The 26,700-nt window shown below is 71.9% G+C and carries 21 protein-coding genes, 1 pseudogene and 1 riboswitch; of the genes and pseudogenes, 15 read left to right on the top strand and 7 right to left on the bottom strand.

The window, feature by feature from the left end; translation table 11 throughout:
• Positions 1-73: 73 nt before the first annotated feature.
• The 4 genes from ACF09C_RS07395 (at position 74) to ACF09C_RS07380 (ending at position 9,730) form a co-directional block, all read left to right on the top strand.
• Entirely contained in the window at positions 74-970 is an 897-nt protein-coding gene (locus ACF09C_RS07395; protein WP_392089730.1) for a DNA/RNA non-specific endonuclease, read from the top strand.
• Positions 971-1,095: 125 nt separating this feature from the next.
• Entirely contained in the window at positions 1,096-6,570 is a 5,475-nt protein-coding gene (locus ACF09C_RS07390) for a trypsin-like peptidase domain-containing protein (RefSeq protein ID WP_392089728.1), read from the top strand.
• Positions 6,571-6,636: 66 nt separating this feature from the next.
• Entirely contained in the window at positions 6,637-7,728 is a 1,092-nt protein-coding gene (locus ACF09C_RS07385; RefSeq protein ID WP_392089727.1) for a trypsin-like serine peptidase, read from the top strand.
• A 172-nt stretch (positions 7,729-7,900) separates the two neighbouring features.
• Positions 7,901-9,730 (top strand): bifunctional serine/threonine-protein kinase/glutamate ABC transporter substrate-binding protein, encoded by a 1,830-nt coding sequence (locus tag ACF09C_RS07380; protein ID WP_392090283.1) that lies wholly within the window; start codon positions 7,901-7,903, stop codon positions 9,728-9,730.
• Positions 9,731-9,948: 218 nt separating this feature from the next.
• Here the strand turns inward: ACF09C_RS07380 and ACF09C_RS07375 are convergent, their stop codons facing one another.
• Positions 9,949-10,350, bottom strand: a complete 402-nt coding sequence (locus ACF09C_RS07375; RefSeq protein WP_392089725.1) for a nuclear transport factor 2 family protein — start codon at positions 10,348-10,350, stop codon at positions 9,949-9,951.
• Between the two features lie 85 nt (positions 10,351-10,435).
• On the bottom strand, positions 10,436-11,467 hold the full coding sequence (locus tag ACF09C_RS07370) for a medium chain dehydrogenase/reductase family protein (RefSeq protein ID WP_392089723.1): 1,032 nt from the start codon (positions 11,465-11,467) through the stop codon (positions 10,436-10,438).
• Positions 11,468-11,611: 144 nt separating this feature from the next.
• On the opposite strand from ACF09C_RS07370, the gene ACF09C_RS07365 reads away from it, so the two are divergent.
• Entirely contained in the window at positions 11,612-12,187 is a 576-nt protein-coding gene (locus ACF09C_RS07365) for a TetR/AcrR family transcriptional regulator (protein ID WP_392089721.1), read from the top strand.
• 97 nt (positions 12,188-12,284) lie between these two features.
• Here the strand turns inward: ACF09C_RS07365 and ACF09C_RS07360 are convergent, their stop codons facing one another.
• Complete coding sequence (locus ACF09C_RS07360; protein ID WP_392089719.1) at positions 12,285-13,145, bottom strand: recombinase family protein; 861 nt, start codon at positions 13,143-13,145, stop codon at positions 12,285-12,287.
• 344 nt (positions 13,146-13,489) lie between these two features.
• Here ACF09C_RS07360 and ACF09C_RS07355 point away from each other — a divergent pair, with 344 nt between their 5' ends.
• The 3 genes from ACF09C_RS07355 to ACF09C_RS07345 all read left to right on the top strand — a co-directional run bounded on the left by ACF09C_RS07355 (position 13,490) and on the right by ACF09C_RS07345 (position 16,038).
• On the top strand, positions 13,490-14,587 hold the full coding sequence (locus tag ACF09C_RS07355; protein WP_392089717.1) for a serine hydrolase domain-containing protein: 1,098 nt from the start codon (positions 13,490-13,492) through the stop codon (positions 14,585-14,587).
• Positions 14,584-15,360, top strand: a complete 777-nt coding sequence (locus ACF09C_RS07350) for a MerR family transcriptional regulator (RefSeq protein WP_392089715.1) — start codon at positions 14,584-14,586, stop codon at positions 15,358-15,360. Before ACF09C_RS07355 ends, ACF09C_RS07350 begins: the two co-directional genes overlap by 4 nt.
• A 105-nt stretch (positions 15,361-15,465) precedes the next feature.
• Positions 15,466-16,038: a dihydrofolate reductase family protein gene (locus ACF09C_RS07345; RefSeq protein ID WP_392089714.1), complete on the top strand. Its 573-nt coding sequence runs from the start codon at positions 15,466-15,468 to the stop codon at positions 16,036-16,038.
• Here ACF09C_RS07345 and ACF09C_RS07340 read toward each other — a convergent pair.
• A complete protein-coding gene (locus tag ACF09C_RS07340; protein ID WP_392089712.1) occupies positions 15,993-16,853 on the bottom strand; it encodes a Tn3 family transposase in 861 nt (286 codons plus the stop codon). The two genes, ACF09C_RS07345 and ACF09C_RS07340, sit on opposite strands and share 46 nt — an antisense overlap.
• Before the next feature lie 40 nt (positions 16,854-16,893).
• Positions 16,894-16,996: riboswitch (cobalamin riboswitch) on the bottom strand.
• Positions 16,997-17,148: 152 nt separating this feature from the next.
• Between ACF09C_RS07340 and ACF09C_RS07335 the strand changes: the two genes are divergently transcribed.
• Genes ACF09C_RS07335 through meaB form a run of 3 tightly spaced genes read left to right on the top strand, consistent with a single transcriptional unit; the run spans position 17,149 to position 22,126 of the window.
• Positions 17,149-18,960, top strand: a complete 1,812-nt coding sequence (locus tag ACF09C_RS07335) for a methylmalonyl-CoA mutase family protein (protein ID WP_392089709.1) — start codon at positions 17,149-17,151, stop codon at positions 18,958-18,960.
• A complete protein-coding gene (gene scpA, locus ACF09C_RS07330) occupies positions 18,960-21,134 on the top strand; it encodes a methylmalonyl-CoA mutase (RefSeq protein ID WP_392089707.1) in 2,175 nt (724 codons plus the stop codon). Before ACF09C_RS07335 ends, scpA begins: the two co-directional genes overlap by 1 nt.
• A complete protein-coding gene (gene meaB / locus ACF09C_RS07325) occupies positions 21,131-22,126 on the top strand; it encodes a methylmalonyl Co-A mutase-associated GTPase MeaB (RefSeq protein ID WP_392089704.1) in 996 nt (331 codons plus the stop codon). The genes scpA and meaB overlap by 4 nt, the downstream gene beginning before the upstream one ends.
• Positions 22,127-22,179: 53 nt before the next feature.
• On the opposite strand, the gene ACF09C_RS07320 is transcribed toward meaB, so the two are convergent.
• On the bottom strand, positions 22,180-22,644 hold the full coding sequence (locus tag ACF09C_RS07320; RefSeq protein ID WP_392089702.1) for a hypothetical protein: 465 nt from the start codon (positions 22,642-22,644) through the stop codon (positions 22,180-22,182).
• A 50-nt stretch (positions 22,645-22,694) separates the two neighbouring features.
• Between ACF09C_RS07320 and ACF09C_RS07315 the strand changes: the two are divergent.
• Positions 22,695-23,129 (top strand): annotated as a pseudogene (locus ACF09C_RS07315) (erythromycin esterase family protein); the annotation flags it as partial.
• A 110-nt stretch (positions 23,130-23,239) separates the two neighbouring features.
• On the top strand, positions 23,240-23,644 hold the full coding sequence (locus tag ACF09C_RS07310) for an erythromycin esterase family protein (RefSeq protein ID WP_392089700.1): 405 nt from the start codon (positions 23,240-23,242) through the stop codon (positions 23,642-23,644).
• On the opposite strand, the gene ACF09C_RS07305 is transcribed toward ACF09C_RS07310, so the two are convergent.
• Complete coding sequence (locus tag ACF09C_RS07305; protein ID WP_392089698.1) at positions 23,586-24,623, bottom strand: GlxA family transcriptional regulator; 1,038 nt, start codon at positions 24,621-24,623, stop codon at positions 23,586-23,588. The two genes, ACF09C_RS07310 and ACF09C_RS07305, sit on opposite strands and share 59 nt — an antisense overlap.
• A 101-nt stretch (positions 24,624-24,724) precedes the next feature.
• Between ACF09C_RS07305 and ACF09C_RS07300 the strand changes: the two genes are divergently transcribed.
• On the top strand, positions 24,725-25,555 hold the full coding sequence (locus ACF09C_RS07300; RefSeq protein ID WP_392089695.1) for a dienelactone hydrolase family protein: 831 nt from the start codon (positions 24,725-24,727) through the stop codon (positions 25,553-25,555).
• Here the strand turns inward: ACF09C_RS07300 and ACF09C_RS07295 are convergent.
• Complete coding sequence (locus ACF09C_RS07295; protein ID WP_392089693.1) at positions 25,550-25,834, bottom strand: hypothetical protein; 285 nt, start codon at positions 25,832-25,834, stop codon at positions 25,550-25,552. The two genes, ACF09C_RS07300 and ACF09C_RS07295, sit on opposite strands and share 6 nt — an antisense overlap.
• A 339-nt stretch (positions 25,835-26,173) precedes the next feature.
• Between ACF09C_RS07295 and ACF09C_RS07290 the strand changes: the two genes are divergently transcribed.
• A partial coding sequence (locus tag ACF09C_RS07290; protein ID WP_392089690.1) for a hypothetical protein occupies positions 26,174-26,700 on the top strand: 527 nt, incomplete at its 3' end.

Genomic DNA, 26,700 nt, shown 5'->3' with positions numbered 1-26,700 from the left:
CACCGGGCGGCTGATCGAGTGGCCTCTGCGCCCGGTGCCGAGCGCGACCCTTCAGGCGCGGTACTTACATCGTATGGAACCGACCGATCCCTCGCCTTCCACACCGCATCCGCGCGCGGGCGCACCACGCCAGGACTCGCTCGCCGACCGCACCGGCTACGACGAGGACTTCCTCGGGCCGACCGTGCCGCTGGCGCTGCCCGTGCGCTCCGCCGTGGAGACCGTGATCCTGCCGTACACCCATTTCACCGTGGTCTTCCGGCCCGACCGGCGGCTCGCCGCCTCGACCGCCGTCTGCATCGAAGGAGGTCAACTGGCCGAGGACGTACCCCGGGACGATGTCTGGCTGTTCGATCCGCGGCTGCCGAAGGAGCAGCAGACCGGCAACGACGTCTACAAGAACAACAGTCTCGACCGGGGCCATCTGGTCCGTCGGCTCGATCCGGTGTGGGGTCCGGCGGCGGTCGCGGGTCGGGCCAACACCGACAGCTTCCACTACACGAACGCGGCGCCGCAGTCGGACGTGTTCAACCAGGGCAAGCAGCTCTGGCAGGGGCTCGAGAACCATCTCCTGGACCACGCGGCCGAGTTCGACCGACGTCTCACGGTGTTCACGGGTCCGGTGCTGCACGACTCCGACCCGCCCTACCGGGGTATCCAGGTGCCGCTGCGCTTCTGGAAGGTGGCCGCGTTCATGCAGGACGGGGCGCTCGCCTCGACCGCGTACGTCCTGGACCAGAGCCCCGATCTGAGCCGGGACGCGGAGCGGGCGCTCGCCGGGGCGAAGGCGGGCGCGCCGCCGCCGCTCGGCCCGTTCCGGACCTTCCAGGTGCCGGTCTCGGACGTCGCCGAACTCACCGAGCTGGACCTCGGGCCGCTGCCGGACGTCGACCTGATGCCGCCGTTCCGGTCGCCCGACGAACGCTGGCGGCGCCTGGAGTCGCTCGACGACGTCGTGCTGCACAGCTGACCGGGGTGGGCCGTCCGGCTTCGGCGCCCGCGCGCCGACGGGTCGGCCCGCCGCCCGTTTGCCACCGTTCCCGCCCGGTGAAACCATGACAGAGAGGACAGTCGGGACCGCCGGGCAGGTGCGGTATGCCGCTCACCGATACGGAGTGGGGACTCGTCACCAGTTGGGTGCGTGAGTACCTCCTGGACACCCCTGATCCGGCCGGCCGGCTGCGGGGCGTCGGCCTTTCGCCGGAATTCGTCGGGACACTCGTACTCACCCCGGACCGCGACGCGAACGCGCGTCTGGTGGTCGGGGCGGCGCGCAGGGACATCGCCCACCAGCGCGCGCTGCTCGACGCCCTGACCGGACTCGACACGCTCACGGCGGCCGGGAACACCGAGGCACGGAGCCTGCTGCGGCGGCTGCGGGAGGACGAGGAGCTGCTGCGTTCCGCGCGCGACCCGTTCGCCACGCTGGTGCTCGCCAACGGGACCGAGGTGTTCATCGACCGGGCCGAGCTCCGCGAGAAGCTCCGCGGGTTCGTCGCCGATCCCGAGCAGACGGTCCTGGTCGTGGACGGTGAGCCGGACAGCGGGCGCTCGTACTCGTACCGCCTCATTCGTCATCTCGGGCAGCACTGCGGCTTCCGTCCCGTACGGATCACGCTCTCGCGGACGACGACGGCGGCGCGGCTCGTGGAGCGGCTCTCCGAGTTCGTGGCGGGCCCTGGAGTGGACCGGGCGCCGTTGAACCCCACACAGTTGAACGATCCACTGCCCTCGGTCGACGACGCCGTGCACCGGATCGTGAGCTGGGCGACGGCCGCCGAGGAGCGCTTCTGGCTGGTGCTCGACGAGTGCGACAAGCTCGACCCGACCTCGGACGCCTGGGACTGCATCGGCAAGCTCGCCCTCGCGGTCTACGAGCACACTCCGGTACGGCAGGACTCCGTTCCCCGGCTCGTCCTCCTCGGCTACTCCCCCGCCATGCGCCAACTCCCGTACGACATCCGCAAGAACGAGTGCCGGGACACGGCTCGCATCGTGACCGAGGACGATCTGCGCGCGTTCTTCCGGGAGTTCTTCGGCCAGAAGCAGCCCCCGCCCGACCCCGAGACGCTGACACGCCTGGTGGACGTGGCGGTCACCGAGGTGCTGCGCGCTGTCGCATCTGCCGGTGGGACCGGAGGAGACACGCCGGGTGACGACGCGACCGGCGGCGGCTCGGCGGGGGTCGGCTCGACTGATGGCGGCTCGGCGGGGGTCGGCTCGGCCGGTCTCGGCTCGGAAGGGGTCACCGACAGCTACATGCGCCGGGTCTGCACGGCGGTGGAGGAGACCGTACGGCTCTCCCGCACCCTCGCCCCCGGCGACGACGCCCCCGAGCAGCTGTGGCGGGCGATGCGCAGCGCGGCCGACCAGCCGCCACCGACCGCCACGCTGCCCGACCTGCGCAGGGCCTACCGCGAGGCGGCCTGCCTCCTGGACGAGTTCGCCCCCGCCCTGCTGCGTCTGCCCGGCGAGAGCGTGCCCACCCGGCGCGCCGTCCTCGCCCTCGTCGACGACTGCACGGCGCTGGCCTCGCACCCCACGCAGACCTGGGTCCTGAAGCCGGAGGTGCGCGAGGCGACGCTGAGCTCGTTCACGACACCCGAGGCCGCCCGGCGCGCCCTGGAGGCGGCCATCGGCGCGGCGTCCGGTGCCCCTCCGGCCGGGGGCACGGCGCCCGGCGAAGGCGGATGCGGCGACGGGGCGGCCCACGGAGGTCCGTGCGACGGAGCCCGGCACCCCGGGCTCGGCACCGAGCGCGCCGCGCTCGCCCTGCTGTCCGGCGCCCCCGTCGACCTCGACGCGCTCGACGGGCTCGGCGTGGAGGGACTCTGCGACACCCTGCGGGCGGTCCTGTGGGTGCGGCGCATTCCCGGTGTCACCGGCCTTCCTGACGTCGACGACCTTCAACACCGCCTGGAGCGGGCGCGGTTGCTCGAACCCCTCCAGCGGCTGATCGACGGCCCCGTGCACGGGCGGCAGCGCGAACTCGACGCTCTCCGGGCGTACATCGCACTGCCCTCCGAACCGGCCGAGCCGCCCGTCCTCATCCACGGCATCGGCGGCATCGGCAAGAGCACGCTGCTCGCCACGTTCCTCGTCGAGAGCCTCCGCGACTCCCCCACCGGATTCCCCTTCGCCTTCATCGACTTCGAGCGCCCGACGCTCTCCATCCACGAACCGGCGACCGTGCTCGCCGAGGCGGCCCGCCAGCTCGGCATCCAGTACCCCGCCCACCGGTCCGCGTTCGACGCCCTCGCCGACGAGTGCGAGGAGACCGCGGCCTCCCAGCGGGGCGAGCGGAACCAGCTCGACGAGCTGTACCAGCTGTCCGCCACCCGGGCGACCCTCGGCCGCGACTACTCGGCCGGCTTCCATTCCCGGGCCAGCGCGCGCGAACAGGAACTCGCCCGGCACGTCGGCGAGTTGGTTGCCGAAGCGGTCGACACGCCCCCGGGCCAGGACGACCCCCCGCTGGTGGTCGCCTACGACTCGTTCGAGGAGGCCCAGTACCGCGGCTCCCCGGTCCTCGGCCGGATGTGGGCCATCTGGTCGGCGCTGCGCGCCGCGTACCCCCGGCTGCGGTACCTGGTCGCCGGTCGCGCCCCGATCGAGCACCCGGCGAAGGTCCTCACGCCCCGCACCATGGAGCTGGGCGAGCTGGACCAGCAGGCCTCCCTGGACCTGCTGCTGTCCTGCGGCGTCGACGACGAGGACGTCGCCCGGGACCTCGTCGACCGGATCGGCGGCCATCCGCTCAGCCTCAAACTCGCCGCGCGCACCACCGTCCTGCTGGGCGCGGGTTCCGAGTCGCTCGGCGACCTGTTGCGCAGCCTGCCCTCGCGCCGCCGGTACTTCCACCACCAGGTGGACCAGATGCTCATCCAGGGCACGCTCTACGAGCGCATCCTCAACCACATCGCGGACGAGGCCGTCCGGGCCCTCGTGCAGGCGGGTCTGGCACTGCGGGTGATCACCCCTGAGCTGGTCCGTGACGTCCTCGCCGGACCGGCGGGCCTGGACGTCGATTCGGCGCAGGACGCCCGTACGCTCTTCGGCCGGCTGGTCTCGCGGCTCGACCTGATGGAGCCCGCGGGGCCGCAGGCCGTTCGACACCGGGCGGATCTGCGCTCGATCATGCTGCGGCTCTCCGACAGCGCGCGGACGGACCTGATGCGGGCCGTGGACCATCTGGCGGTGGAGTTCCACGCCGCCCGCGAGGGCCCGGCCGCGCGCGCCGAGGAGATCTACCACCGGCTGCGGCTCGGCCAGAACCCCCGTGCGGTGGAACGCCGTTGGGAGCCGGGCGTGGCTCCGTACCTGACCGGCGCCGACCGCGACATGCCGCCCCGCTCGGCCGCGTTCCTGCTGGGCAAACTCGGCGGACACGTACCCGACCGGATCATGGCCGAGGCCGACCAGGAGGACTGGGAGCGCATCGCGTCGCGCGAGGTCGAGGACCTGCTCACCCAGGGGTACGTGGAGGCGGCGGCGGAGCGGCTGGCCGAGCGCCGCCCCTGGACGCCGTGCAGCAGGCTGCACGGGCAGCTGGTGGAGACCCTGGCCCGGTCCGGGCGGGTCGCGGAGGCTCGGGCGACCGCCGAGCAGGCCGTGGACCTGGCGGCCGAGGCGGGGTGTGCGAAGACCCGCCTCGAACTGCTCCAGCTGTCGGCGCGGCTGGCCCAGGACGAGGGCGACCTCGTCGAGGCCGACCACGACCTCCAGGAGGCGGAGGACGTCGCGGCGGGACTCGGCCTGGCGCACGAGTCGATGGGGGTCCTGGTGGCCCGCTCGCGGCTCGCGGCGCTCTCCGACGAGGGTTCGGCCGAGATGGACGTACGCCTCGCCCGTACGCTGCGTGGCATGCCGGACGAGGAGCTGGCCCGGCAGCCCGCCCTGGCGCGGGCCGCGGCGGCCACGGCCTCCCGGGTGGATCCCGCGCTCCTGGAGCACACGCTGCGTCTCGTGGGTCTGCCGGCCGACGACGAGGCGGTCGTGGCCGCCCTCGCCCGCTGGATCGACGCGGCGATGACCGACGAACCGCAGCTGCGTGAACCCCTGGTCCGGATCCTGGAGTCGGCGGCGGGCACCGCCGACGCGACACCCCCCGCGCCGGCCGGACCCGCCGCGACGAGGACGTCGACAGGCGGCCACGCGGTCCCCCACACCGCCCGGATGACGCGGGAGGAGGTGGAGCGGGCGCTGCGCCTGGCGCGCGGGCGCGGGACGCTGGACAGCGTCGCATGGCGGGTGCTCACGCTCCGCGACTCCAAGGGCGACCTGGTCGAGGGGGTCGCCGCGGCCATGGACGCGGGCGCCGCCGACCGGGGTCAGGGCGCGGAGCCCGCAGGCGGCGGGGACGGCCGCGGGGTGTGGTCAAGGCCCCCGCCCGACGCGTCCGAGGGCGCTGTCCGCGGCGTGCCGTACCTCTCCGCCGAGGACCTGGTCCGCGTGCGCAACGCGGCCCTCGACGCGGGGCTCGGTGAGGACGGGGTGCGGCGGCTGCTGTTCACGGGGACGAGTGCGCACTTCCGGGCCAGCCTGCCCGCGATGGACACCCCGCTGCGGCAGATGCACTCCGACCTGGATGTGATGAACCAGGTGGAGCGGTTGATCGACGGAACGGTTCCGCTGGAGATCTGGCTGCACAACGCGATCGCCCAGACCGTCGACGCGGCGCCGCTCACGGTGCTCCAGCGGGCGCTCGACGACGTGGCGCGGGACGCCGCCGGGGAGCCTGACCTGCCCGCCGGGCCGCTGCCGGCGGAGACCAAGGAGGAGGTCATCTTCCGGGACGACACCGTGCCGTTCGAGTTCCTGCAGGGCGGCGTTCTCGCCGGCTCGGCGGTGGCTCGTCTGAAGGTCCCGCCCTTCGAGTCGGGCAAGCCGCTCCAGCCCGCCTATCCGCACGCGGGCACCGGCTGGCTGATCGCCCCCGAACTGCTCATCACCAACCACCACGTCGTGAACGCCCGCACCCGCTCGCCCGGGGTGCTGCTCCGGGTCGCCGACGACGACCTCCAGCTCCAGGTGCGCAACTCCCGCTCGCGGTTCGACTACGGCGCCGACGAGGCGGAGACCGTGGAGGCCACCGCGGCCGCCCTCGTCGCCTGGGACGAGGGGCTCGACTTCGCGCTGATGCGGCTCTCGCCCGGGCTGCCGCCCCGCCCGGTGCTGCGGGTGGCGACCGCCCCGCTGCTCCTGACCGGCTCCGAACCGGTGGCGGTGAACATCATCCAGCACCCGGGCGGGCAGCCCAAGCGGGTGGCGTTGCGCAACAACCTCGTCTTCGAGGCGGACGAGCGCGACCTGCGGTACTTCACCGACACCCGCAGCGGCTCGTCCGGTTCGCCGGTCTTCACGGACGACTGGACGGTGGTGGCGCTCCATCGCGGCACCCGCAGGGTCGAGGAGGTCCACTACCAGGGCAGGACGACGGCGTTCGTCAACGTCGGCACGCAGCTGAGCCGGATCCTGGCCCATCTGAAGGAGAAAGCGCCGGAGTTGTACGAGGAGATCGGCGCCGCGCAGTCGCTGCCGGGGCCGGAGACCCACATGTGGGCGGCGTGAGCCCGGCGTGCGGAGGGGCGAAGGCGACGGGCGCGAGGACGAACGGAGAGGCGGAGGTGGCGGAGGATGAAGACGCGGGTGGCGTACGGATCACCGGTCGCGACGGGACCCGAGCGGGTCTTCGACGACCTGGCGGGCGTGGCGGCGCGGGTGCGCCGGCACCTGGAGGCGGAGATATCCGAATCGGCGGCGGAGCTGCCGCCGGACGAGGCGCCGGCCGGCCAGATCTCCCGGTTCGCCCAGGAGGAGCGGGCCCGGGTCCTCGAGGCGGGGGCCGCCGGTCTGGAGAAGCTCGCCGCGCACCGGGCGGACGAGATCGACGAGGACGAGTACTTCGGTGTGGAGGCGATCGTCCTCCTGGAGGGCCGGCCGGCGATCCTGGTACAGGGCCAGAACTTCGCCGCTCAGGACGGTGACTGGTCGGTCCTGGAGGCCGGGCGGGCCGCGATCCGCGAGTCGATCGCCCGCGTGGGCCGGGTCGAGGTGACCGGCCACCCGAGCCTGGACTGGGTGGGCACGGCCTTCCTGGTGGGACCGCGCACGGTGATGACGAACCGGCACGTGGCGGTGGAGTTCAGCCGCGCCGTGGACGCGGGCTGGTCGTTCCAGCAGGGCATGTCCGCGCGCGTCGACGCGGGCGAGGAGCTGCCCGCGGACGCGACGGCGGCAGCGGGCTTCGGGGCGGGGTCGGGAGCGCCGGCGTACGAGGTGACCGACGTGATCGGCATCCACCCGGACGTCGACATGGCCCTCCTACGGATCGAGCCGCCGGACGGCAGCCCGCTGCCGACTCCCCTCGCCGTGGCCGCCGACGCGCCCGCGAGCGTGCCCGGACGGCCGGTGTACGTGGTCGGGTACCCGGCCTGGGACGGGCGGCGCAACGAACCCGAGTCGATGCGGCGGATCTTCATGGACGTGTACAACGTCAAGCGGCTCCAGCCGGGTACGGCGACCGAATTCACCGCCGGCGGCCTGGTGATGAAGCACGACTGCTCGACCCTCGGCGGCAACAGCGGCTCCCCGGTCTTCGACCTCACCGACCATCGGGTCCTCGGCCTGCACTTCGGCGGACGCTACCGGCTGGGCAACTTCGCCGTGCCCCTGTGGGAGTTGATCGACGATCCGCTGCTGCAGCGGGCGGAGGTCAACTGGGTGTGAGCGTCGAGCGGGTGCGGGTTCGGCCCGCGCGAGCACCGGATCACGTCGCTGAACTCCTGTGCCGTGTGGGAGAGTCGGGCGCGTACGGAGGGCGGACGGGGGCTTGGGGGACGGCGTGGCGCGGGTCATCGACGGCCGGTTCGAGCTGGTGGCGCGGCTCGGCGGTGGCGGTATGGGGTTGGTGTGGCGGGCCCGCGATCTGATGCTCCGCCGCGACGTGGCGCTGAAGGAGGTACGGCCGCCCGACCCGGCGCTCGCCGAGTACGACCCCGCGGGCGCCCGTGCCCTGCGCGACCGGGTCCTGCGCGAGGCGAGGGCGCTCGCCCGTGTCGCCCACCCCAATGTGGTGACGATCCATCACATCGTGGACGAAGGGCCGGAGTCGTACCCCTGGCTCGTGATGGAGCTGGTCACCGGCGGCTCGCTGCAGGACCGTCTTGACCGGGGCACGCTCACGCCCGGCGAGGCGGCCACGCTCGGGCGGGGGATCCTGACCGGGCTGCGCGCCGCGCACGCGGCCGGGATCCAGCACCGGGACGTCAAGCCCGCGAACGTTCTGCTGCGGCCGGACGGCTCCCCGGTCCTGACGGACTTCGGCATCGCGGCGCTGCACGGATCGACCGCCCTGACCGCCGCCGGTTCCCTCATCGGCACACCCGACTTCATGGCCCCCGAACGGGTCGGCGGCGAGGAGGGCGGCCCGGCGGCCGACCTGTGGTCGCTGGCCCTGACGCTCTACGTGGCCGTGGAGGGACGGAACCCGCTGCGCCGCTCCGGGACGCTCGCCACGCTCGCGGCGGTCCTCGGCGAGGACGTGCCGCCCCCGCGCGAGGCCGGCTCGCTCACGCGGGCGCTGACGGCCGTCCTCGTACGGGACCCGTCGGCCCGCCCGGACGCGGCCGCCCTCGACGGGCTGCTGGCGGAAGCGGAGGGCGCGGGGCGCGCGGAGGACGCGGTGTCCGCTCCGGAGCCCACGGAGGCGCCCCCGCGGGATCAGGCCCCACTGGATGAGGCCCCACCGGATCAGACCCCACCGGATCCCGCCCCGCCGACCACCTCGTACCGGATCGCGCCCCCTGCGCCGGCACCCACCCCGGCGGCGTCGGCGCCGAGGCGCCGCGTGCGGAGGAGCGGACTCGCCGTGATCGCGGCCTTCGCCCTGGCAGGCGTCCTGACCTGGACGCTCTGGCCCGACGGCGGCGGCGAGGCGGAGGGCGGCGACACGGCGCAGGGCGGCGGCAAGCCGTCGGGGTCGCCGAGCACCTCCCGTACGCCCACGAACGCGTCCCCGATCACGATCGGCATCAAGTTCGACCAGCCGGGCATGGGGATGCGGAAGCCGGACGGCACGTACACGGGCCTGGACGTGGACGTCGCGACCTACCTGGCCCGCGCGCTGGGCCATGACCCTTCGGCCATCATCTGGAAGGCGGTCACGAGCCCCACCAGGGAGAGCCTCCTCACGCGTGGCGAGGTCGATCTCGTCGTGGCGACGTACGCGATCACGGACCGGCGGGCCCAGCAGGTCGACTTCGCGGGCCCGTACCTCACGGCCCACCAGGACGTCCTGCTCCGCGCCGACGACACCCGTGTCACCAGCCTTGGCGATCTGAAGGGGAAGCAGGTCTGCTCGGCCACCGGATCGAGCTCGGCCCAGAACATCCCGACGAAGATCGGCCCGGACACGGCCGTGGTCGAGCGGAGCACGTACGCCGAGTGCGTGCAGTCCTTGGAATCCTGGGCGGTCGACGCCGTCACCACGGACAACGCGCTGCTCGCCGGTTACGCCGCGCAGCCGACGTACGAGGGCAAGTTCCGGCTCGCCGGGTTCCGGCTGACCGAAGAGCGCTACGGTGTCGGCCTGCCGAAGGGCAGCCCCCTGCGGGCACGGGTCGACGCGGCACTCAAGGCCATGGTGGCGGACGGCTCGTGGGCGAAGGCTGTGGAGAAGAACCTGCCGCTGCTCAAGGAGACGGGTTCCGGCACGTCACCGACCGGTTGAGGCGGGCGGGCAGGCTGGACAGCCCTAGGGTCTTTCGTTTGGATCAGGCCGGATCAGGGAGCGGGGTCTGGTGCATGGGGTCTCCCCAGGCCCTCTGGGCCTAGGGGACGGATCGCAAGGCGGAGGAGGGCGTCAACGCGGAGCGTTGGCAACCGACGACAACGCGGCGAGGCGCGGTGCCAGGCCCCGCGAGCCCGGCCTGATCCAAACGACAGGCCCTAGGCTCCGGTGCCCTCCGCCGCCTCCCGGGCGATGCGGTCGAACTCGGCGCCCATGGCCTCGGCGAGCGCCTGGGCGGCGGACAGCGGCCGCACCATGACGGTGAAGTCGTCGATCCGGCCGTCCTCGTCGAAGTGGAGGAAGTCGCAGCCCTGGATCCGGCGGCCGTTCACCGTCGCGCCGAAGACGAGGGCGTGGTCGCGGCCGTCGGGGTTGGCGATCTCGCGTTCGTAGGCGAAGTCCTCGAAGACCCTCATCACGCCTCGCAGGATCGCGGCGGTGATCGCCTTGCCGGCGTACGGCTTGAAGGCCACGGGGCTGGTGAAGACGACGTCCTCGGCGAACAGGGCCTCGATGGCGGCCGCGTCACGGTTCTCGACGGCCTTGCGGAACGGGTGCATACGCCCTCGCAGTACTCAACTAGTTGAATAGGTTGAGAGGAGGCTAGGGCCGGGGCGCGGCCCTGTCCACCCCCGCCTTCGCGCCTCACGGAGTCAGGACGACCTTGCCGTTCACCATGCCCGACTCGGCCAGTCGCATCGCCTCCGCGACCCGGCTCAGCGGCAGCTCGGCCGCGACACCGGCCGTGATCTCGCCGCGGCGCATCGCCTCGAAGACCTGGCCGAGGTCGGCGCGCAGGCGGGCGCGGAAGCGGTCCTTCCCGAAGGCCCGGCCGCCCCAGACGTTGTAGAAGTACGCGCGGCGCCCGTTGGGCAGCGCCTGCCAGACCCACACCCGGCCGAGGATCCTGAGCACCGGCAACTGCTTCGACCCCGAGTCGTCCCGGGTGGCGGCGCTGCCGTACGAGACGAGAGTGCCGCCCTTCGCGAGCAGCCGCCAGGAGTCGACGACGCTACGGCCACCGACGTGATCGAAGACCGCGTCCACCCCGCCCGGCGCCAACTCCCGCACACGGGCGGGCACATCCTCGGTCCGGTAGTCGACCGGGGTGACGCCGAGCCGCCGCAGCGCGTCGTGGTGGCGGGCGGAGGCGGTGCCGATGACCTTCACCCCGGCGCTGCGCGCGAGCTGGACGAGCACGGTTCCGACACCGCCGTTGGCGCCGTGCACCAGGACGGTCCCGCCGGCCCGGATCCGGGCCTTGCGGTGCAGCATCTGCCAGGCCGTGACCCCGTTGACGACAGCGGTCTCCGCCTCGGCGGCCCCGAGGCCCGACGGCACGGGGACGGCATCGGCGGCTTCGAGCAGGACGTGACTGGCCCAGCCGCCCGTCTTGGTCAGCGCGGCGACCCGGGTGCCGAGCAGCTCGGGGCCGACCCCCGGGCCCACGGCGGCGACCGTGCCCACCAGGTCGTACCCCGGGACGAACGGGAACGGCGGCTGGTCGTAGTACCGGCCCCGGCGCATCTGCTGCTCCGCGAAGGAGACCCCGGTCGCCTCCATGGCGACGAGGACCTGCCCCTCCCCGGGCGCCGGAACCGGCCCGTGCCGCAGCTGGAGCCCCTCGGGCTCCACCGTGCCGGGCAGGACGACCTCTACTCGTTCGATGACGCTCATGACGACCGACCTCCGTTTGGCGACGGCGCGACCCCGAGTGGGTTACGCGGTATCGCTTCCGTTAAAAGGTATAACCATCTCTCGCGAAACCGTCAACCCTTCACGTGAGTGATAACCTCTAACGTCGGCGACACGGGAGGAACCATGACGGACACGGAGACCGGCGGGACGCCACGGGAGCGGTACCGCAACCAGGTGCGGGCGGAGGTCAGGCAACTGGCCTGGGAGCAGATCGCGGCCGACGGCGCCTCGGCTCTCTCGCTCAACGCCATCGCCAAGAAGATGGGCATGAGCGGCCCCGCGCTGTACCGCTACTTCGCGGGCCGGGACGAACTGATCACCGAACTCGTCCGGGACGCCTACCGCAGCCTGGCCGACACCGTCGGCCGGGCCGAGGGCGCGGGCGCCGACCTCGCGGGCCTGGCCCGCGCGCTGCGCCGCTGGGCCCTCGCCGACCCGCACCGCTACTTCCTCGTCTACGGCACACCCGTACCCGGCTATCACGCGCCGGACGAGATCACCGGCATCGCGAGCGAGATCATGAGCGCGCTCCTGCGGGCCGGCGAGTCGGCGGGCACGACGGATCCGTTCGCCACGGCGATGGCCTTCTGGACCCGTCTCCACGGTGTGCTCTCGCTCGAACTCGCGGGCCACTTCACGGGAATGGACGTGTCACCGGAAGCCCTCTTCGAGAACGAGATCGCGACACTCGGCCGTTAGCCCACCGCCGGCCCGGAGGGCCCGCTGACTGGGGCCCCAGTAGTTCCCGCCGAAAAAACGACGCTAAGCGGCTACGGCGCAGGTCAGAGGTCCCGGTTCACATAGACGCGGTGGCCTTGTCGTGCTCGCGCAGCATCCGCATGACGGTCGCGGGCGAGGGATGCTGACCCTTCTTCTTGCCAGTGGTGATGACGAGCCGGGCAGCGATGTCCCGCAGGCTCATCTCCTGCTCGCGCAGGTGGAGGGCCATAGAGAGCATGTGGTCGTCAGTGACGCCTGCTCCGCCGATGGTCTTACCGCGCTTGCGGGCGGACTCGTGGCCTTCGAGGGTGCGGTCGCGGATGTACTCGCGTTCCATCCCAGACAGCGCGGCCAGCACGGTGAACACGACGCCGGAGGGGTCGTGCGAGCCCTGGAGCTCACCGGTGAGGAACTGAAGGCCGACGTCACCGGCTTTCAGCTCTTCGGCCAGCGTCGCCAGTTCGATGCCGCGGCCGAGGCGCTTGTGCTCATGGACGACGAGGGTGACGCGCACACCGGAAGCTCGCAGTTCGCTGGCGAGGGCGACGGCCTTGTCCAGCTCGGGGCGCTGGGTGGCGCGGGTGGAGATCTTCTCGGAGAAGATCCGGGTGACCCCGGCCTCGGTGAGCGAGTCGAGCTGGGAGTCGAGGGACTGCCGGGCGGTGGATGCCCGTGCGTACCCCAGGCGGACGTGTCCGACCGGTTCGGTGCCGGCGTCCGCGGGTCGGGACAGCTCGGTCCAGGCCGAGCCGGGCTTGCGGACGGCGGGGGTCGGCACGTTCAGTGCCTCGGCGAGTTGGGGTACGAGGCGGAAGCGGGCGGTGTGGTACTGGATGGCCACGTTGCCCTTGCCGGTCCGGCACGGGGAGCCCGCGGGGGCGGCGCAGGTGGACATAGGGCACGCGTGCGATTCCACGAGCTTGAAGTCGTCGCTCACGAGCCCCGACTGTTTCATGAGGGTGTTTCAGCAGTCCAGTCGTTTGCAACAACTCATGAAACATGATCACCGCAGGTGAATCTCCGGGTGATCGCCTGTTTCACGAGTGAACGCCCATGAGACATCGCGGTCGTCGCCGGGACGGCTATCCAGTCCCGACGCGGGTCAGCGAAGCCTGCGGCCAGGATCCCGGAGTGGGGCCGGGAGTTCTCACTGCCAGCCATGCCGACTGGAAGCGGCGACCGTGGGCTGGATCACAGTTGAGGTTGACCTTGGGGCAGGGTGGAGGCTCGTCGCATCGGCACACGACGCCGACCCGGGCACAACCGATGTGAAGGAGCAGCATGTCCACCACCCTTTCCGGTCAGGGGCAGGATCGTCCGGAGCTGCAGAAGGCGATCGAGGAGTTGGCCGAGTCCGGTTTCGTAGGGATCCAGCTCCGGGTGAACGACGAGCAGGGCGAGTGGGTCGGCAGCGCCGGTGTGCGCGAGCTGGGCCAGAGCGCCAAGCCGCTGACGAACGGGCACTTCCGCATCGGCAGCAGCACCAAGAACTTCGTCGCCACCTCGGTGCTCCTGCTGGTGGCCGAGGGCAGGATCGGCCTGGATGCCCCGGCCGATGACTACCTGCCCGAGTTCGGTCTCGACCGGCGGATCACTGTGCGGATGCTGCTGCAGCACACCAGCGGGATCTTCAACCACACCGGAGAGCTCTACGAGGACGGGACGATCGTGCTGGGGGTCCCCTGGCAGGGCCAGGAGTGGGTGGACAACCGGTTCAAGACCTACCTGCCCGAAGAGCTGGTACGGCTGTCGTTGTCCAAGCCCACGCGGTTCGCGCCGGGTACGGGCTGGAGCTACGCCAACACCAACTACGTGCTGGCCCGACTGGTGGTCGAGAAGGTCACCAGCCGTTCGTTCGCCGAGGAGCTGCAGCGGCTGATTCTGGGGCCGCTGGGGATGACCGGCACCGTGGCGCCGGGCGGCTCGTCGGAGATCCCCGAGCCGCACAACCACGGCTACTACCGCTACGAGGACGCCGGGCAGGAACGGACGGTCGATGTCACCCGTCAGAACCCGTCCTGGGTCGGAGCCGGCGGCGACATGATCTCGACCACCAAGGATCTGCACACGTACTTTTCCGCGCTGATGGGCGGCGAGCTCCTGCCGGCCGAGCTGCTGGCCGAGATGCGCACGCCGGAGGCGACGGTCGCCTACGGCCTGGGAGTGTTCGCGCAGGAAACTGCGGGCGGCACCCTCTTCCACCACAACGGTGCCACCATGGGCTCGGCGGCGCTGATGTACAGCAGCCCCGACGGCAGCAAGACCCTGACCGCCGGGCTGACCTGGGTGGACGACGCCGACCTGTCGATAGCACCGGCATTCCGGACCGCCCAGCAGCGTTTCGTCGACGCGGTGTTCTGCGGCAAGCTGGGCCGATGAGGAACGGGGTCACGATCGGGCAGGCGGCGGCGTTCGTCGGCGTCACGGTGAAGACGGTGCGGCACTACCACAAGCTCGGCCTGGTCGCGGAGCCGGAACGTGACAGCTCCGGCTATCGGCGGTACGGATCCGGCGAGCTGCTGCAGCTGGTACAGGTACGGACGCTGGCCGCCGCGGGCGTGCCGCTGGCCGAGATCGGGCCCATGCTCGACGGCGACGCCGAGCAGTTCGGCGCCGCGCTCACCGACGTCGAGCGGCAGCTCACCGAACGCATCGATGAGCTGGCCGCCCGCCGCGACACCCTTCTCCGGCTCGCCGACGGCGACCGGGCCCTGCTGCCCGACCGCGCCTGCGCGGTCCTGGACCGGATGCCCGGCCTCGGCTTCAGCCCCGACTACGTGGCCGCGCAACGCGAGGCCCTGGTGCTGGCCCGGGCGCTGGTGCCGGAGGGCTTCGACGGCTTCCTGGCGCAGCTCGAACACGGGCTGGACGACCCCGAGTACGTCGACCTGATCAAGCGGGGCCGGGAGGCGGAGACCTGGGAACCGGACGACCCGAGGATCGAAGAACTCGCGACCGCCATGGCCGACCGCTACCTCGCCAACCCCGCGCTGCTGGGGGATCATGCCAGCCGGCAGGCATGGGCCAAGGCTGCGGCCCAGTACAAGCTGATCAACAATCACCGCGAGGACGAGGCACCGGTCTCAGCCAGGGTGACCGCGCTCACCGAGGCCAAACTCCGCTCCGCAGGCGTACCCGTCCCCCACCGATGAGGGCCTGGAAGAAGCGCGCTGCGCTCGCTCCGCAGACCAGACCAGACCAGACCAGACCAGGCCGGCTCGATGAGAACCGGACACGAGACACCGAGGAAACCTCAGATGCGTACTCTGATCAGCTCCGCTTTCATCTCGCTCGACGGTGTCGTGGAGGGCCCGGGCGGTGAGCCCGGCTACCGCAACTCCGGGTGGACCTTCAAGGACGTCGAGTTCCTCCCCGAAGCGTTCGACATCAAGGGCCAGGAGCAGAAGGAGGCCTCCGCGATCCTGCTCGGCCGGACCAGCTACGAGGCGTTCAGCCCGGTGTGGCCGGACATGGAGGAGTTCGCCGACTACAAGGAGATGCCGAAGTACGTCGTCTCCACCACCCTCGCCGAGGACAAGCCGGTGTCGAACTGGGGCGAGACGACGATCCTGCGCTCGCTCGACGAGGTCGCCGCGCTGAAGGAGACCGAGGGCGGCCCGATCATCGTCCACGGCAGCGCCACCCTGAACCAGGCCCTCTCGGACGCCGGCCTGATCGACCGCTACCACCTGCTCGTCTTCCCGCTCCTGCTCGGCGCGGGCAAGCGCCTCTTCAGCACCACCGACAAGGACACCCAGAAGCTCAAGCTGATCGAGCACGAGGCCTACGCCAACGGCCTGCAGAAGAACGTCTTCGACGTCATCCGCTGACATGGCTCCCGCACTCGCCCTGCCGTAGCGCCCCGGACGTCGCACTCATCGGTGGCCTGCCCGGCGGACGTCGGACCACCACCGTGCAAGCCGGAGGCGGATGCCCGCAATGACCACGGCGCCATCGGCACATCAGTATCCGCCTCCGCCTTCGCCGGCCCGTACCGGCAAGCCTCCGCTACCCAGTCCCTGCTGGCCTGTACGCTCCGGGGTCCCGGTGCACCTTGCCTGGTCCGACTCGCCGTTCGACAGCCCGGTTCCGGGATCGTCCGTGTCCACGGTCCGCAACGGCCGGTGTCCCCGGTCGTCGAGCTGGGCGAGTTCGCGTTCGTAGTCGAGGTGATCGAGCCGTAGTAGTTGACCGCCGAACTGCGGGCCGGGGAGATGTGCGCCAGGACCTCGGCGTCCACCTCGCGGCCGGCGGTGCCCAGCTTGCCGACGGCCAGGCCCATGTACACCGTGTGCCAGCAGACCACGCTGTTGGTCACGACGGTCAGGCACCACGCCTGCTCGTTCTGCTGCTCGGGCTGGCGGCGGGCGACCTTGCCCTCGCGGGCGTAGTGGAGCTGACGGCGCAGCGAGTGGAGCGACTCGCCCTTGTTCAGCTGCCGGGCGATCTTGCGCCGGTAGCCCTCGTCCGACAAGTACTTCGCGACGTAGATCGTGCGCCGGATCGCGCCGTACTCCTTGAGCGCGGCGGCCAGCGCGTTCTGCCGGGAGGACGCCGACAGCTTGCCCACGATCAGGGAGGCGGTGGCGTGCCCGTACTTCAGCGACCCGGCAAGGCGAAGCAGGTCATCCCAGGGGGCCGCCACCAGGTCGAGGCCGTCGGATTACACCCACGCCCCTCTCGCCACTGGCGTGCTGCTCGACGGCGTACTCCCCGGTCACAGTGGCGGGACCGCGCCGGAATCGCACCGGCTTCCCCGCACCGCGGGCCTTCGCCGCGACCATATAGTTGGACGTCCTAGTAAATCTACCTCGGCCGGGTGAACCCGCCGTGTCCTTCGTAGAGCGGGATCCGGTGCGGCTTCAAGAGCTGCCGGGAGAGGGCAAGGTCACAGCGGTGCACACTGCAGCCATGTGAGCGAGCTGTCCTAACATCCGAGCATGACAGTCCTTCCCGACGACGGGCTCGCCCTCGCCGCCGAATTCCCCGACGCGTCCCGCGAGCAGTGGCAGCACCTGGTAGCCGGCGTGCTGCGCAAGTCGGGCAAGGACGTGGAGGGCCAGGCGGCCGAGGACGCCCTGTCCACCGCCCTGGAGGACGCGCTCCGCGTCCGTCCCCTCTACGCCGCCGAGGACACCGCACCCGAGCCCGGTCTGCCCGGCTTCGCGCCCTTCGTACGGTCCGGCCGCGCCGAGGGGAACACCGTCGGCGGCTGGGACGTCCGCCAGCGGCACACCACCGCCGACGCCCCCACGGTCCTCGCCGACCTGGAGAACGGCGTCACCTCCCTCTGGCTGGTCGTCGGCGAGGGCGGCATCCCGCTCGGGAGCCTCGGCCGGACCCTCGACGGCGTCTACCTCGACCTCGCACCCGTCGTCCTCGACGCCGGACAGGACGTACAGGAAGCGGCCCGCGAGCTGTTCGCGCTGTACGAGGAGCGGGGCGTCGCCCCCGAGGCGGCGCGCGGCAACCTGGGCGCCGACCCGCTCGGCCTGGAGGCCCGCACGGGCCGGGCCCACGACCTCTCCCCCGCCCTCGGGCTCGCGCGGCGCTGCGCCGAGGAGTACCCGGGCCTGCGGGCACTGACCGTGGACGCGCTGCCGTACCACGAGGCCGGCGGCTCGGCCGCGCAGGAACTCGGCTGCGCGCTCGCGACCGGCGTCAGCTATCTGCGGCAGCTCACCGAGGCCGGGCTCACCGTCGAACAGGCCCTCGGGCAGCTGGAGTTCCGGTTCGCGGCCACCGCCGACCAGTTCCTCACCATCGCCAAGTTCCGCGCCGCGCGCAGGCTCTGGGCCCGGGTGGCCGAGGTCAGCGGGGCGAGTGGCGCGGGCGCGCAGCGGCAGCACGCGGTGACCTCCCCGGTGATGATGTCCCGGCGCGACCCCTGGGTGAACATGCTCCGCACCACCGTGGCCACACTGGCCGCGGGCGTGGGCGGTGCCGACGCGGTCACCGTGCTGCCGTTCGACCACGCGCTCGGTCTGCCGGACGCGTTCGCCCGCCGTATCGCCCGCAACACGTCGACCATCCTCGTGGAGGAGTCACACCTCGCCCGGGTCATCGACCCGGCGGGCGGTTCCTGGTACGTGGAGCGACTGACCGACGAACTCGCCCACGCGGGCTGGGAGTTCTTCCGCACGATCGAGAGCGCGGGCGGCCAGGCCGCCGCGCTGCGCTCCGGAATGATCGGCGACCGGCTCGCCGAGACCTGGGCGGCCCGCAGCGCGAAGCTCGCCAAGCGGCGCGAACCCGTCACCGGCGTCAGCGAGTTCCCGAACCTCGCCGAGAACCCCGTCGTCCGCGAACCCGCGCCCGAGCCGCCGTCCGGCGGGCTCCCCCGGGTCCGGCGCGACGACGCTTTCGAGGCGCTGCGTGCCCGCTCCGACGCGCACCTCGCCGCGACCGGCGCCCGGCCGCGCATCTACCTCGCCACGCTCGGCCCCGCCGCCGCGCACACGGCACGGGCCACGTTCGCCGCCAACCTCTTCCAGGCGGGCGGCATCGAGGCCGTCACCGAGGGCACCTTCGAGGAGAGCGGCGCGAGCGAGGTCTGCCTCTGCTCCAGCGACGCGCTCTACGAGGAGCAGGCGGAGGACCGCGCGCGCGAGCTGCGGGCCGAGGGCGCCGGGCATGTGTTCCTCGCGGGCCGGCCCGCCGCGTACGCGGGTGTCGACAGCTATGTCTTCGCGGGCTGCGACGCGGTCGCCGTGCTCGCCGCCACTCTTGACCGGATGGGAGTTGTGTCCTGATGTCCGTCCCCGACTTCTCCGGGATCGAGCTGGGTACCCCGGCCGCCGACGGCAGCGCCGACGAATGGCGCACCGCCGTGAAGAAGGCCGCCGGCGGTGACGACCTGCTCTGGGAGACCCCGGAGGGCATCGCGGTCAAGCCGCTGTACACCGGGCAGGACCTGGAGGGCCTCGACTTCCTGGGTACGTACCCGGGCATGGCGCCGTACCTGCGCGGCCCGTACCCGACGATGTACGTCAACCAGCCCTGGACGATCCGTCAGTACGCGGGCTTCTCCACGGCCGAGGAGTCGAACGCCTTCTACCGGCGCAACCTGGCGGCCGGTCAGAAGGGCCTCTCGGTCGCCTTCGACCTGCCGACCCACCGCGGCTACGACAGCGACCACCCGCGGGTGACCGGTGACGTCGGCATGGCGGGCGTGGCGATCGACTCGATCTACGACATGCGCCAGCTCTTCGACGGCATCCCGCTGGACCGGATGACCGTGTCGATGACGATGAACGGGGCCGTGCTCCCCGTGCTCGCGCTGTACATCGTCGCCGCGGAGGAGCAGGGCGTACCGCCCGAGAAGCTGGCCGGGACCATCCAGAACGACATCCTCAAGGAGTTCATGGTCCGCAACACCTACATCTATCCGCCGAAGCCGTCGATGCGGATCATCTCCGACATCTTCGCCTTCACCTCGCAGCGGATGCCCCGCTACAACTCGATCTCCATCTCCGGCTACCACATCCAGGAGGCCGGCGCGACGGCCGACCTGGAGCTGGCGTACACCCTCGCCGACGGCGTCGAGTACATCAGGGCGGGACGCGAAGCGGGCCTGGACGTCGACGCGTTCGCGCCCCGGCTCTCCTTCTTCTGGGCCATCGGCATGAACTTCTTCATGGAGATCGCCAAGATGCGGGCGGCCCGGCTGCTCTGGGCCAAGCTGGTCAAGCAGTTCGACCCGCAGAACGCCAAGTCGCTGTCCCTGCGCACCCATTCGCAGACCTCGGGCTGGTCGCTCACGGCCCAGGACGTCTTCAACAACGTGACCCGCACCTGCGTCGAGGCGATGGCGGCCACCCAGGGCCACACCCAGTCGCTGCACACCAACGCCCTCGACGAGGCGCTCGCGCTGCCGACCGACTTCTCGGCGCGGATCGCCCGCAACACCCAGCTGCTCATCCAGCAGGAGTCCGGCACCACCCGGGCGATCGACCCGTGGGGCGGCAGCGCGTACGTGGAGAAGCTGACGTACGACCTGGCGCGCCGCGCCTGGAAGCACATCCAGGAGGTCGAGCAGGCGGGCGGCATGGCGCAGGCCATCGACGCCGGCATCCCCAAGCTGCGCGTCGAGGAGGCCGCGGCCAGGACCCAGGCGCGCATCGACTCCGGGCGCCAGCCGGTGATCGGCGTCAACAAGTACCGGGTGGACTCGGACGAGCAGATCGACGTGCTCAAGGTCGACAACTCCTCCGTGCGCGCCCAGCAGATCGCCAAGTTGCGGCGGCTGCGCGAGGAGCGGGACGAGACCGTCTGCCGGGACGCCCTGGACGCGCTCACCCGGGCCGCGGGCGGCGAGGGCAACCTCCTGGAGCTGGCCGTCCGCGCGGCGCGCGCCAAGGCGACGGTCGGTGAGATCTCCGACGCCCTGGAGAAGGTGTACGGGCGGCACGCGAGCCAGATCCGTACGATCTCCGGTGTGTACCGCACCGAAGCCGGGCAGTCCCCGTCCGTCGAACGCACCCGCACCCTCGTCGACGCCTTCGCCGAGGCCGAGGGCCGCCGGCCGCGCATCCTGGTCGCCAAGATGGGCCAGGACGGCCACGACCGGGGCCAGAAGGTGATCGCCACCGCCTTCGCCGACCTGGGCTTCGACGTGGACGTCGGCCCGCTGTTCCAGACCCCCGGCGAGGTCGCGCGGCAGGCCGTCGAGGCGGACGTGCACATCGTCGGGGTGTCCTCGCTGGCCGCCGGCCACCTCACGCTCGTCCCGGCGCTGCGCGAGGAGCTGGCGGCGGAGGGCCGCGAGGACATCATGATCGTGGTCGGCGGCGTGATCCCGCCGCAGGACGTGCCGACCCTCCTGGAGATGGGCGCGGCGGCCGTCTTCCCGCCCGGCACGGTCATCCCGGACGCGGCCCACGACCTGGTACGGCGACTGTCGGACGGCCTCGGGCACGAGCTGTGATCGACCTCGACGCGTACGTCAAGGGCGTGCTCGACGGCAAGCGGGCCGTCGTGGCGCGCGCGATCACGCTCGTCGAGTCCACCCGTCCCCAACACCGGGCGCTTGCGCAGCAGTTGCTGACGGAACTGCTTCCGCACAGCGGCCGGGCGCGGCGGATCGGGATCAGCGGTGTGCCGGGCGTCGGCAAGTCGACGTTCATCGACGCCTTCGGCACCCTGCTGACGGGGATGGGCCATCGGGTCGCGGTCCTCGCCGTCGACCCGTCGTCGAGCCGGACCGGCGGCTCGATCCTCGGCGACAAGACGCGGATGGAGCGCCTCGCCGTGGACCCGGCGGCCTTCGTCCGCCCCTCGCCCACGGCGGGGACGCTGGGCGGGGTCGCCAAGGCGACGCGCGAGTCGATCATCGTGATGGAGGCCGCGGGCTACGACGTGGTCCTCGTCGAGACCGTCGGCGTGGGCCAGTCGGAGACGACGGTGGCCGAGATGGTCGACTCCTTCCTGCTGCTCACGCTGGCCCGCACGGGCGACCAGCTCCAGGGCATCAAGAAGGGCGTCCTGGAGCTGGCGGACGTGATCGCCGTCAACAAGGCCGACGGGCCGCACGAGCGCGACGCCCGGGCCGCCGCCCGCGAACTGTCGGGCGCCCTGCGGCTGATGCACGGCGCGGACGCCGCGTGGACACCGCCGGTCCTGCACTGCAGCGCCCGCGAGTCGACGGGGCTCGACACGGTCTGGGAACGCCTGGAACAGCACCGCACCCTGCTCGACTCCACGGGCCGGCTCGCCGCCCGGCGCAGGGACCAGCAGGTCGACTGGACGTGGACGATGGTCCGCGACGAGCTGCTCGGCCGCCTGCACGCCCACCCCGCCGTACGCGCCCTGACCCCCGACGTCGAACATCGGCTCAGGGAGGGCACGTTGACGGCGACCACGGCCGCGGAGCGCCTGCTGCGGGCGTTCGAGGAGCCGACGGGCACAACCGGGGGCTGAACCCACTGCCGGGGTGCCCGGGAGTCGACTCCCGGGCACCCCGGCGTTCCTGACTAGCGCTTCCCGTCCGTGAGGTACCGGCGGAAGAACGCGTCGATGGCGGCCGCCCCGGCCTGGCGCTGGGCGGCCTCGGTCAGTTGGGGATCGTAGGTGGAGCCGCCGAGATCGGTGCACTGGCCGGGACGGTCGGCGGCGTGGACGGCGTCGTCCCAGGCAGCGACCTCCCCGCTCGCCGGCGACCACTGGGTGTTGAAGTAGTTGTGGTTCGCGCCACGCATCTCCAACGGGTGGAACCCCGCGGAGCTCTTGGCGGTCGCGTCGGCGGCGAAGCCGAGTGCCTCACTGCCGACGTGCCCGTCGCAGGTTCCGCGGATCGCGGCCAGGGGCGTCGTCGTGATCTCGTACGCGGTCATGTCCTCGGTCATGACGTTGTAGGCGGGCGCGAGCGCCAGGACGGCCCTGACCTTGACGCCTGCGGGCCACCGGTCCTTGTGACGCTCGGCCGCCTGCCAGGTCACGTTCCACGGAGCCCGCCGGCCGGCGTACGGATCTCCGGGCGCTGAGCGGCATGATCGGGAACGCGAAGGTGGTGGGCCTCGGCGAGGCCACGCACGGTTCGCACGAGTTCTTCGCCATGAAGGAACGCGCCTTCCAACACCTCGTGAAGGAACGGGGGTTCACGACCTTCGCGCTGGAGATGAGCTGGTCGGCGGGGCTCAGGATCGACGAGTACGTCCAGGGCGGCCCCGGCGACGCGCGGCGGGTCGCCGAGGAGACGCTGGCCGGATCCCCGTGGGAGCGTGCGGAGTTCGACAGCCTGATCGGCTGGATGCGGGCGCACAACGACCGCCATCCCGGGCACCGCGTCCACTTCATGGGGGACGACCTCGGGGCGCCGAAGCTCGGCGACCACATCTTCGAGCGCGTCCTCTCCTCGGTCCGTGCGAGTCGGCCGGAGGCGCTGCCACGGCTCACCGAGTTGTACGCCGGGCTGCGTCCTCTCGACGACTTCCTCGCCCCTTGCGCGCGCCGCTCGCGCGACGCCGGGAGACCGCCGCGCGCACAGGCAGCGCTCGAACTGGTGGCCGGGCACCCGGGAGGCGTCGACCACGCGTGGGCGGTGCAGCACGCCCGGAACAGACCCAGGGCGCTGTCCTCCGCGACCGTCTGGGGCGCGACTACGCCGCGATCGGCTTCAGTTTCGCCGGCGGCTCCTTCCTCACCAAGGACACGTCCCTCGACGGTGCCTGGAAGCCGGTCACCGTACCTGCGGCCCGCCCCGGCATGAACGAGCACACCCTGGACCGGGTCGGCCACCGGGACTTCTACCTGGACCTGCGGACCGCACCCGCCACGGCCCGCGCCTGGCTCGACCGGGCCCGTCCGGTCCACGACGCGGGCTCCACCTTCACCCCCGACCCCCTGCCCACCCTGGCCCTCGGCCGGGCCTACGACGTCCTCATCCACCTGCACCGGGTTCGGGCGGCGGATGCACTGGAGATCCACCACGGCGGCTGAACCCCCGGTCCGCCCGGCGGAAGGCGGCCCGGTAGGCGCTCGGGCGGTGGCCGGTGTGGCGGGCGAACAGCGCGGCGAAGGTGCCGGGGTCCTGGTAGCCGACGGCCGCGGCGACGGCGGAGACGGTACGGTCCGTTGTCTCCAGGAGGTGGCGGGCGCGCCGGATCCGGGAGTCCTGCAGATGGGCCAGGGGGCTGCGGCCGGTCTCCGCGGTGAAGCGCCGGAGCAGGGTCCGCGTACTGACCCGGAAGGCATCGGCGAGAGCGGTGAGGTCGTACCGTTCGGCGAGGTTCTGATCGAGCCGTCGCATCACACGCTGGGAGAACGCTCCGCCGGGCTGCGGCAGGAGCCGAGGGTCGACGTACGGACTCTGGGAGGTACGCGCGTCGTCGACGAGCGCGACCCGCGCCGTGGCCCGGGCCACCCGGCCGCCGCTGTGCCGGCGGATCAGGTCGAGGGCGAAGTCGTACATGGCGCTGAAGGCGGCCGTGGTGGTCACTCCCGTGTCGGTGACGACCAGGTCTTCCGGGCGGACGTCGGCCCGCGGGCAGCGCCGCGCCAGTTCGTCGGCGTACAGCCAGGAGGTGGTGGCCCGGCGGCCGTCGAGCAGTCCGGCCTCGGCGAGCAGGAACGCGCCCACGCACAGGGAGACGACGGCCGTGGTGGCGGCCCGCGCGCGGATCAGCGCGATCTCGGGGCCGAGCTCGCCGAGGCGTGCGTCGAGCTCCGTGGCCGGGCCCAGTTCGAAGCCGGGGACGACGAGGACGTCGATCTCGCGCGGCGGACGCACGTCGAGACCGGAGCCGCCCGAGGCGGTGACCCGGCGGCGGGGCGAGACGATCGACACCTCGTAGCCGGGCGCGTCGGGTCCTGCGAGGTGCGCGGCCATCGTCAACAGGTCGGGCACGCCGAAGACTTCGGAGGCGAAGCAGCCCGGATAGGCGAGGACGCCGACCCGCAGCCCACCCGGCTCCCCCACCACCGTCCCACCTCTCCGCCGTCGGCCCATGGCGAGACTACCCCCGGGCTTGGCGATCCCGCCCCTCAACGGACGGCCGGACGGCGGTCCACGCTGTCCCCATGACCGACGATCCGATCAGCGATTTCAGCCGCCGGAGCGTGACCGTGGAGGGGGTGGAGAAGACGGTGTACGTGGCCGGGGACGGGCCCGCGGTCGTGCTGCTGCCCGAGATGCCGGGCATCAGCCCCGACGTCCTGCGGCTCGCCCGGTGGGTGCGGGACGCCGGCTTCACCGTCCACGTACCGTCCCTCTTCGGCACCGACGGCGCCTACCCGACGATCGAGGAGGGCAGGGAGGTCGTCCGTCGCGCCTGCGTGAGCGCGGAGTTCCGTGCCTTCGCAGGTGGCGGCACCAGCCCGGTGACGCGGTGGCTGCGCGGGCTCGCGCGCCAGACCCACGCCGCCTGCGGCGGGCCGGGGGTCGGCGCGATCGGCCTCTGCTTCACCGGCAACTTCGCCCTCACCATGGCCCTGGAGCCGGCGGTGATCGCCCCCGTGGTCAACCATCCGTCGCTCCCGCTCGACGACGCCGGAGGCCTCGAACTCGACGCGGCGGACGCGCGCGCGGTACGTGACCGGCTCACCCGCGACGGCCTCACCGTCCTCGCGTACCGCTTCGCGGGCGACCGCTGGTGCACGGCCCGCCGCTTCGCCGCCTACCGCGCGCTCCTCGGCGACGCCTTCGACGGCCGCGTCCTCCCGGACAGCGCCGCGAACCCGACCCCGCCGCCCTTCTTCGCCGACCTGGTCGGCACCCCCCACAGCGTCACCACCGCCCACCTCGTCGACGAAACGGGCCACCCCACCCTCCGCGCCCGCGACGAGATCCTGGCGTTCCTCACCGCGCGCCTGGTCGCGGGTCACCCGGAGCGACGCGTCGGACGGCTATGAGAGGAGGGAGCCCGGAGTCCCTCCGATGCATGGATGCATGGTTGCCTCGCCCTGGACGAGGATGCCGGTGCGCCGGCCCGGGCGTACGGCGACGGGCCCCGCGACGCGGAAGCCGACGGGGCTCTCCAGGCCGTCGACGGAGACGGTGACTATGGCGTCGTGGCCGTAGAAGGTCACGTCGGTGGGAAGGAGTACGGCGTCGCCGACGCCGCGGGCGGACTCCCCGTCCACACGGGGTATGTCCCGCAGGTCGCGGACGTCGCCGAGCCGGTACAGCACCACACTGACGGTGCGGTAGCGGCCGACCTCGCACTCACGTCTCCGCCGCTGAACGGCCCGGAGGGCTCTGTAACGTCGGCCTGACGTCCGCGGGTCATGACGGCCAAAAAGATCCTGCTCTTTCAGTTGAACCTTCCTCTTTTGAAAGCGGAACCCCCCGAACGGGCCCCGAAATGCCCTCATAGGGGCCGGAGAGTAGCGTCGTAAAGAGGGCACTCATGGCGATTCGTCCACCTGTGGGCAGCAGCGGGCGTCTCCCTCTCCCGTGACGGCAGCCGGGTCGACGGAATTCCGGGGGGGCGTGAGAGCGACACCTTCCCGAGAACCCGAGGAGTCACCATGTCCGGAGAACTGCTCTTCTACAGAAGTGACAACGGCGTCATAGCCACTGGCCGGCTGGAGAGCGACGGCATCTTCACCCAGCTCGCCGAAGGACAACTCAGCGAGGACTGGACCCATATCGTGGCGATAGGACGAGAACTCCTCTTCTATCGCGGCGACAACGGCGTCATCGCCACCGGACGGCTGGGCAGCGACGGCATCTTCACCCAACTCGCCGAAGGACAACTCAGCGAGGACTGGACCCATATCGTGGCGATAGGACGAGAACTCCTCTTCTATCGCGGCGACAACGGCGTCATCGCCACCGGACGGCTGGGCAGCGACGGCATCTTCACCCAACTCGCCGAAGGAAAGCTCAGCGACGGCTGGACCCACATCGTCGCCCTCGGCCGTGAGCTCTTGTTCTACCGCTCCGACAACGGCGTCATCGCCACCGGCCGCATCGACACCAACGGCATCTTCACCCAACTCGCCGACGGACAACTCAGCGACGGCTGGACCCACATCAACGCCCTTGGCCGCGC

Source organism: Streptomyces sp. NPDC014870 (genome assembly GCF_043081505.1).
In the GTDB taxonomy this organism is placed as follows: Bacteria; Actinomycetota; Actinomycetes; order Streptomycetales; family Streptomycetaceae; genus Streptomyces.
This window is presented reverse-complemented; position numbering and strand designations above follow the sequence as displayed.

Bases quoted from the DNA above. Each gene is read 5' to 3' on its own strand.
- ACF09C_RS07395 (WP_392089730.1), top strand. From the start codon at position 74: ATGGAACCGACCGATCCCTCGCCTTCCACACCGCATCCGCGCGCGGGC.
- ACF09C_RS07335 (WP_392089709.1), top strand. From the start codon at position 17,149: ATGACAGTCCTTCCCGACGACGGGCTCGCCCTCGCCGCCGAATTCCCC.
- ACF09C_RS07390 (WP_392089728.1), top strand. From the start codon at position 1,096: ATGCCGCTCACCGATACGGAGTGGGGACTCGTCACCAGTTGGGTGCGT.
- ACF09C_RS07355 (WP_392089717.1), top strand. From the start codon at position 13,490: ATGTCCACCACCCTTTCCGGTCAGGGGCAGGATCGTCCGGAGCTGCAG.
- ACF09C_RS07345 (WP_392089714.1), top strand. From the start codon at position 15,466: ATGCGTACTCTGATCAGCTCCGCTTTCATCTCGCTCGACGGTGTCGTG.
- ACF09C_RS07375 (WP_392089725.1), bottom strand. From the start codon at position 10,350: ATGCACCCGTTCCGCAAGGCCGTCGAGAACCGTGACGCGGCCGCCATC.
- scpA (WP_392089707.1), top strand. From the start codon at position 18,960: ATGTCCGTCCCCGACTTCTCCGGGATCGAGCTGGGTACCCCGGCCGCC.
- ACF09C_RS07370 (WP_392089723.1), bottom strand. From the start codon at position 11,467: ATGAGCGTCATCGAACGAGTAGAGGTCGTCCTGCCCGGCACGGTGGAG.
- ACF09C_RS07350 (WP_392089715.1), top strand. From the start codon at position 14,584: ATGAGGAACGGGGTCACGATCGGGCAGGCGGCGGCGTTCGTCGGCGTC.
- ACF09C_RS07385 (WP_392089727.1), top strand. From the start codon at position 6,637: ATGAAGACGCGGGTGGCGTACGGATCACCGGTCGCGACGGGACCCGAG.
- ACF09C_RS07365 (WP_392089721.1), top strand. From the start codon at position 11,612: ATGACGGACACGGAGACCGGCGGGACGCCACGGGAGCGGTACCGCAAC.
- ACF09C_RS07380 (WP_392090283.1), top strand. From the start codon at position 7,901: ATGGGGTTGGTGTGGCGGGCCCGCGATCTGATGCTCCGCCGCGACGTG.
- ACF09C_RS07300 (WP_392089695.1), top strand. From the start codon at position 24,725: ATGACCGACGATCCGATCAGCGATTTCAGCCGCCGGAGCGTGACCGTG.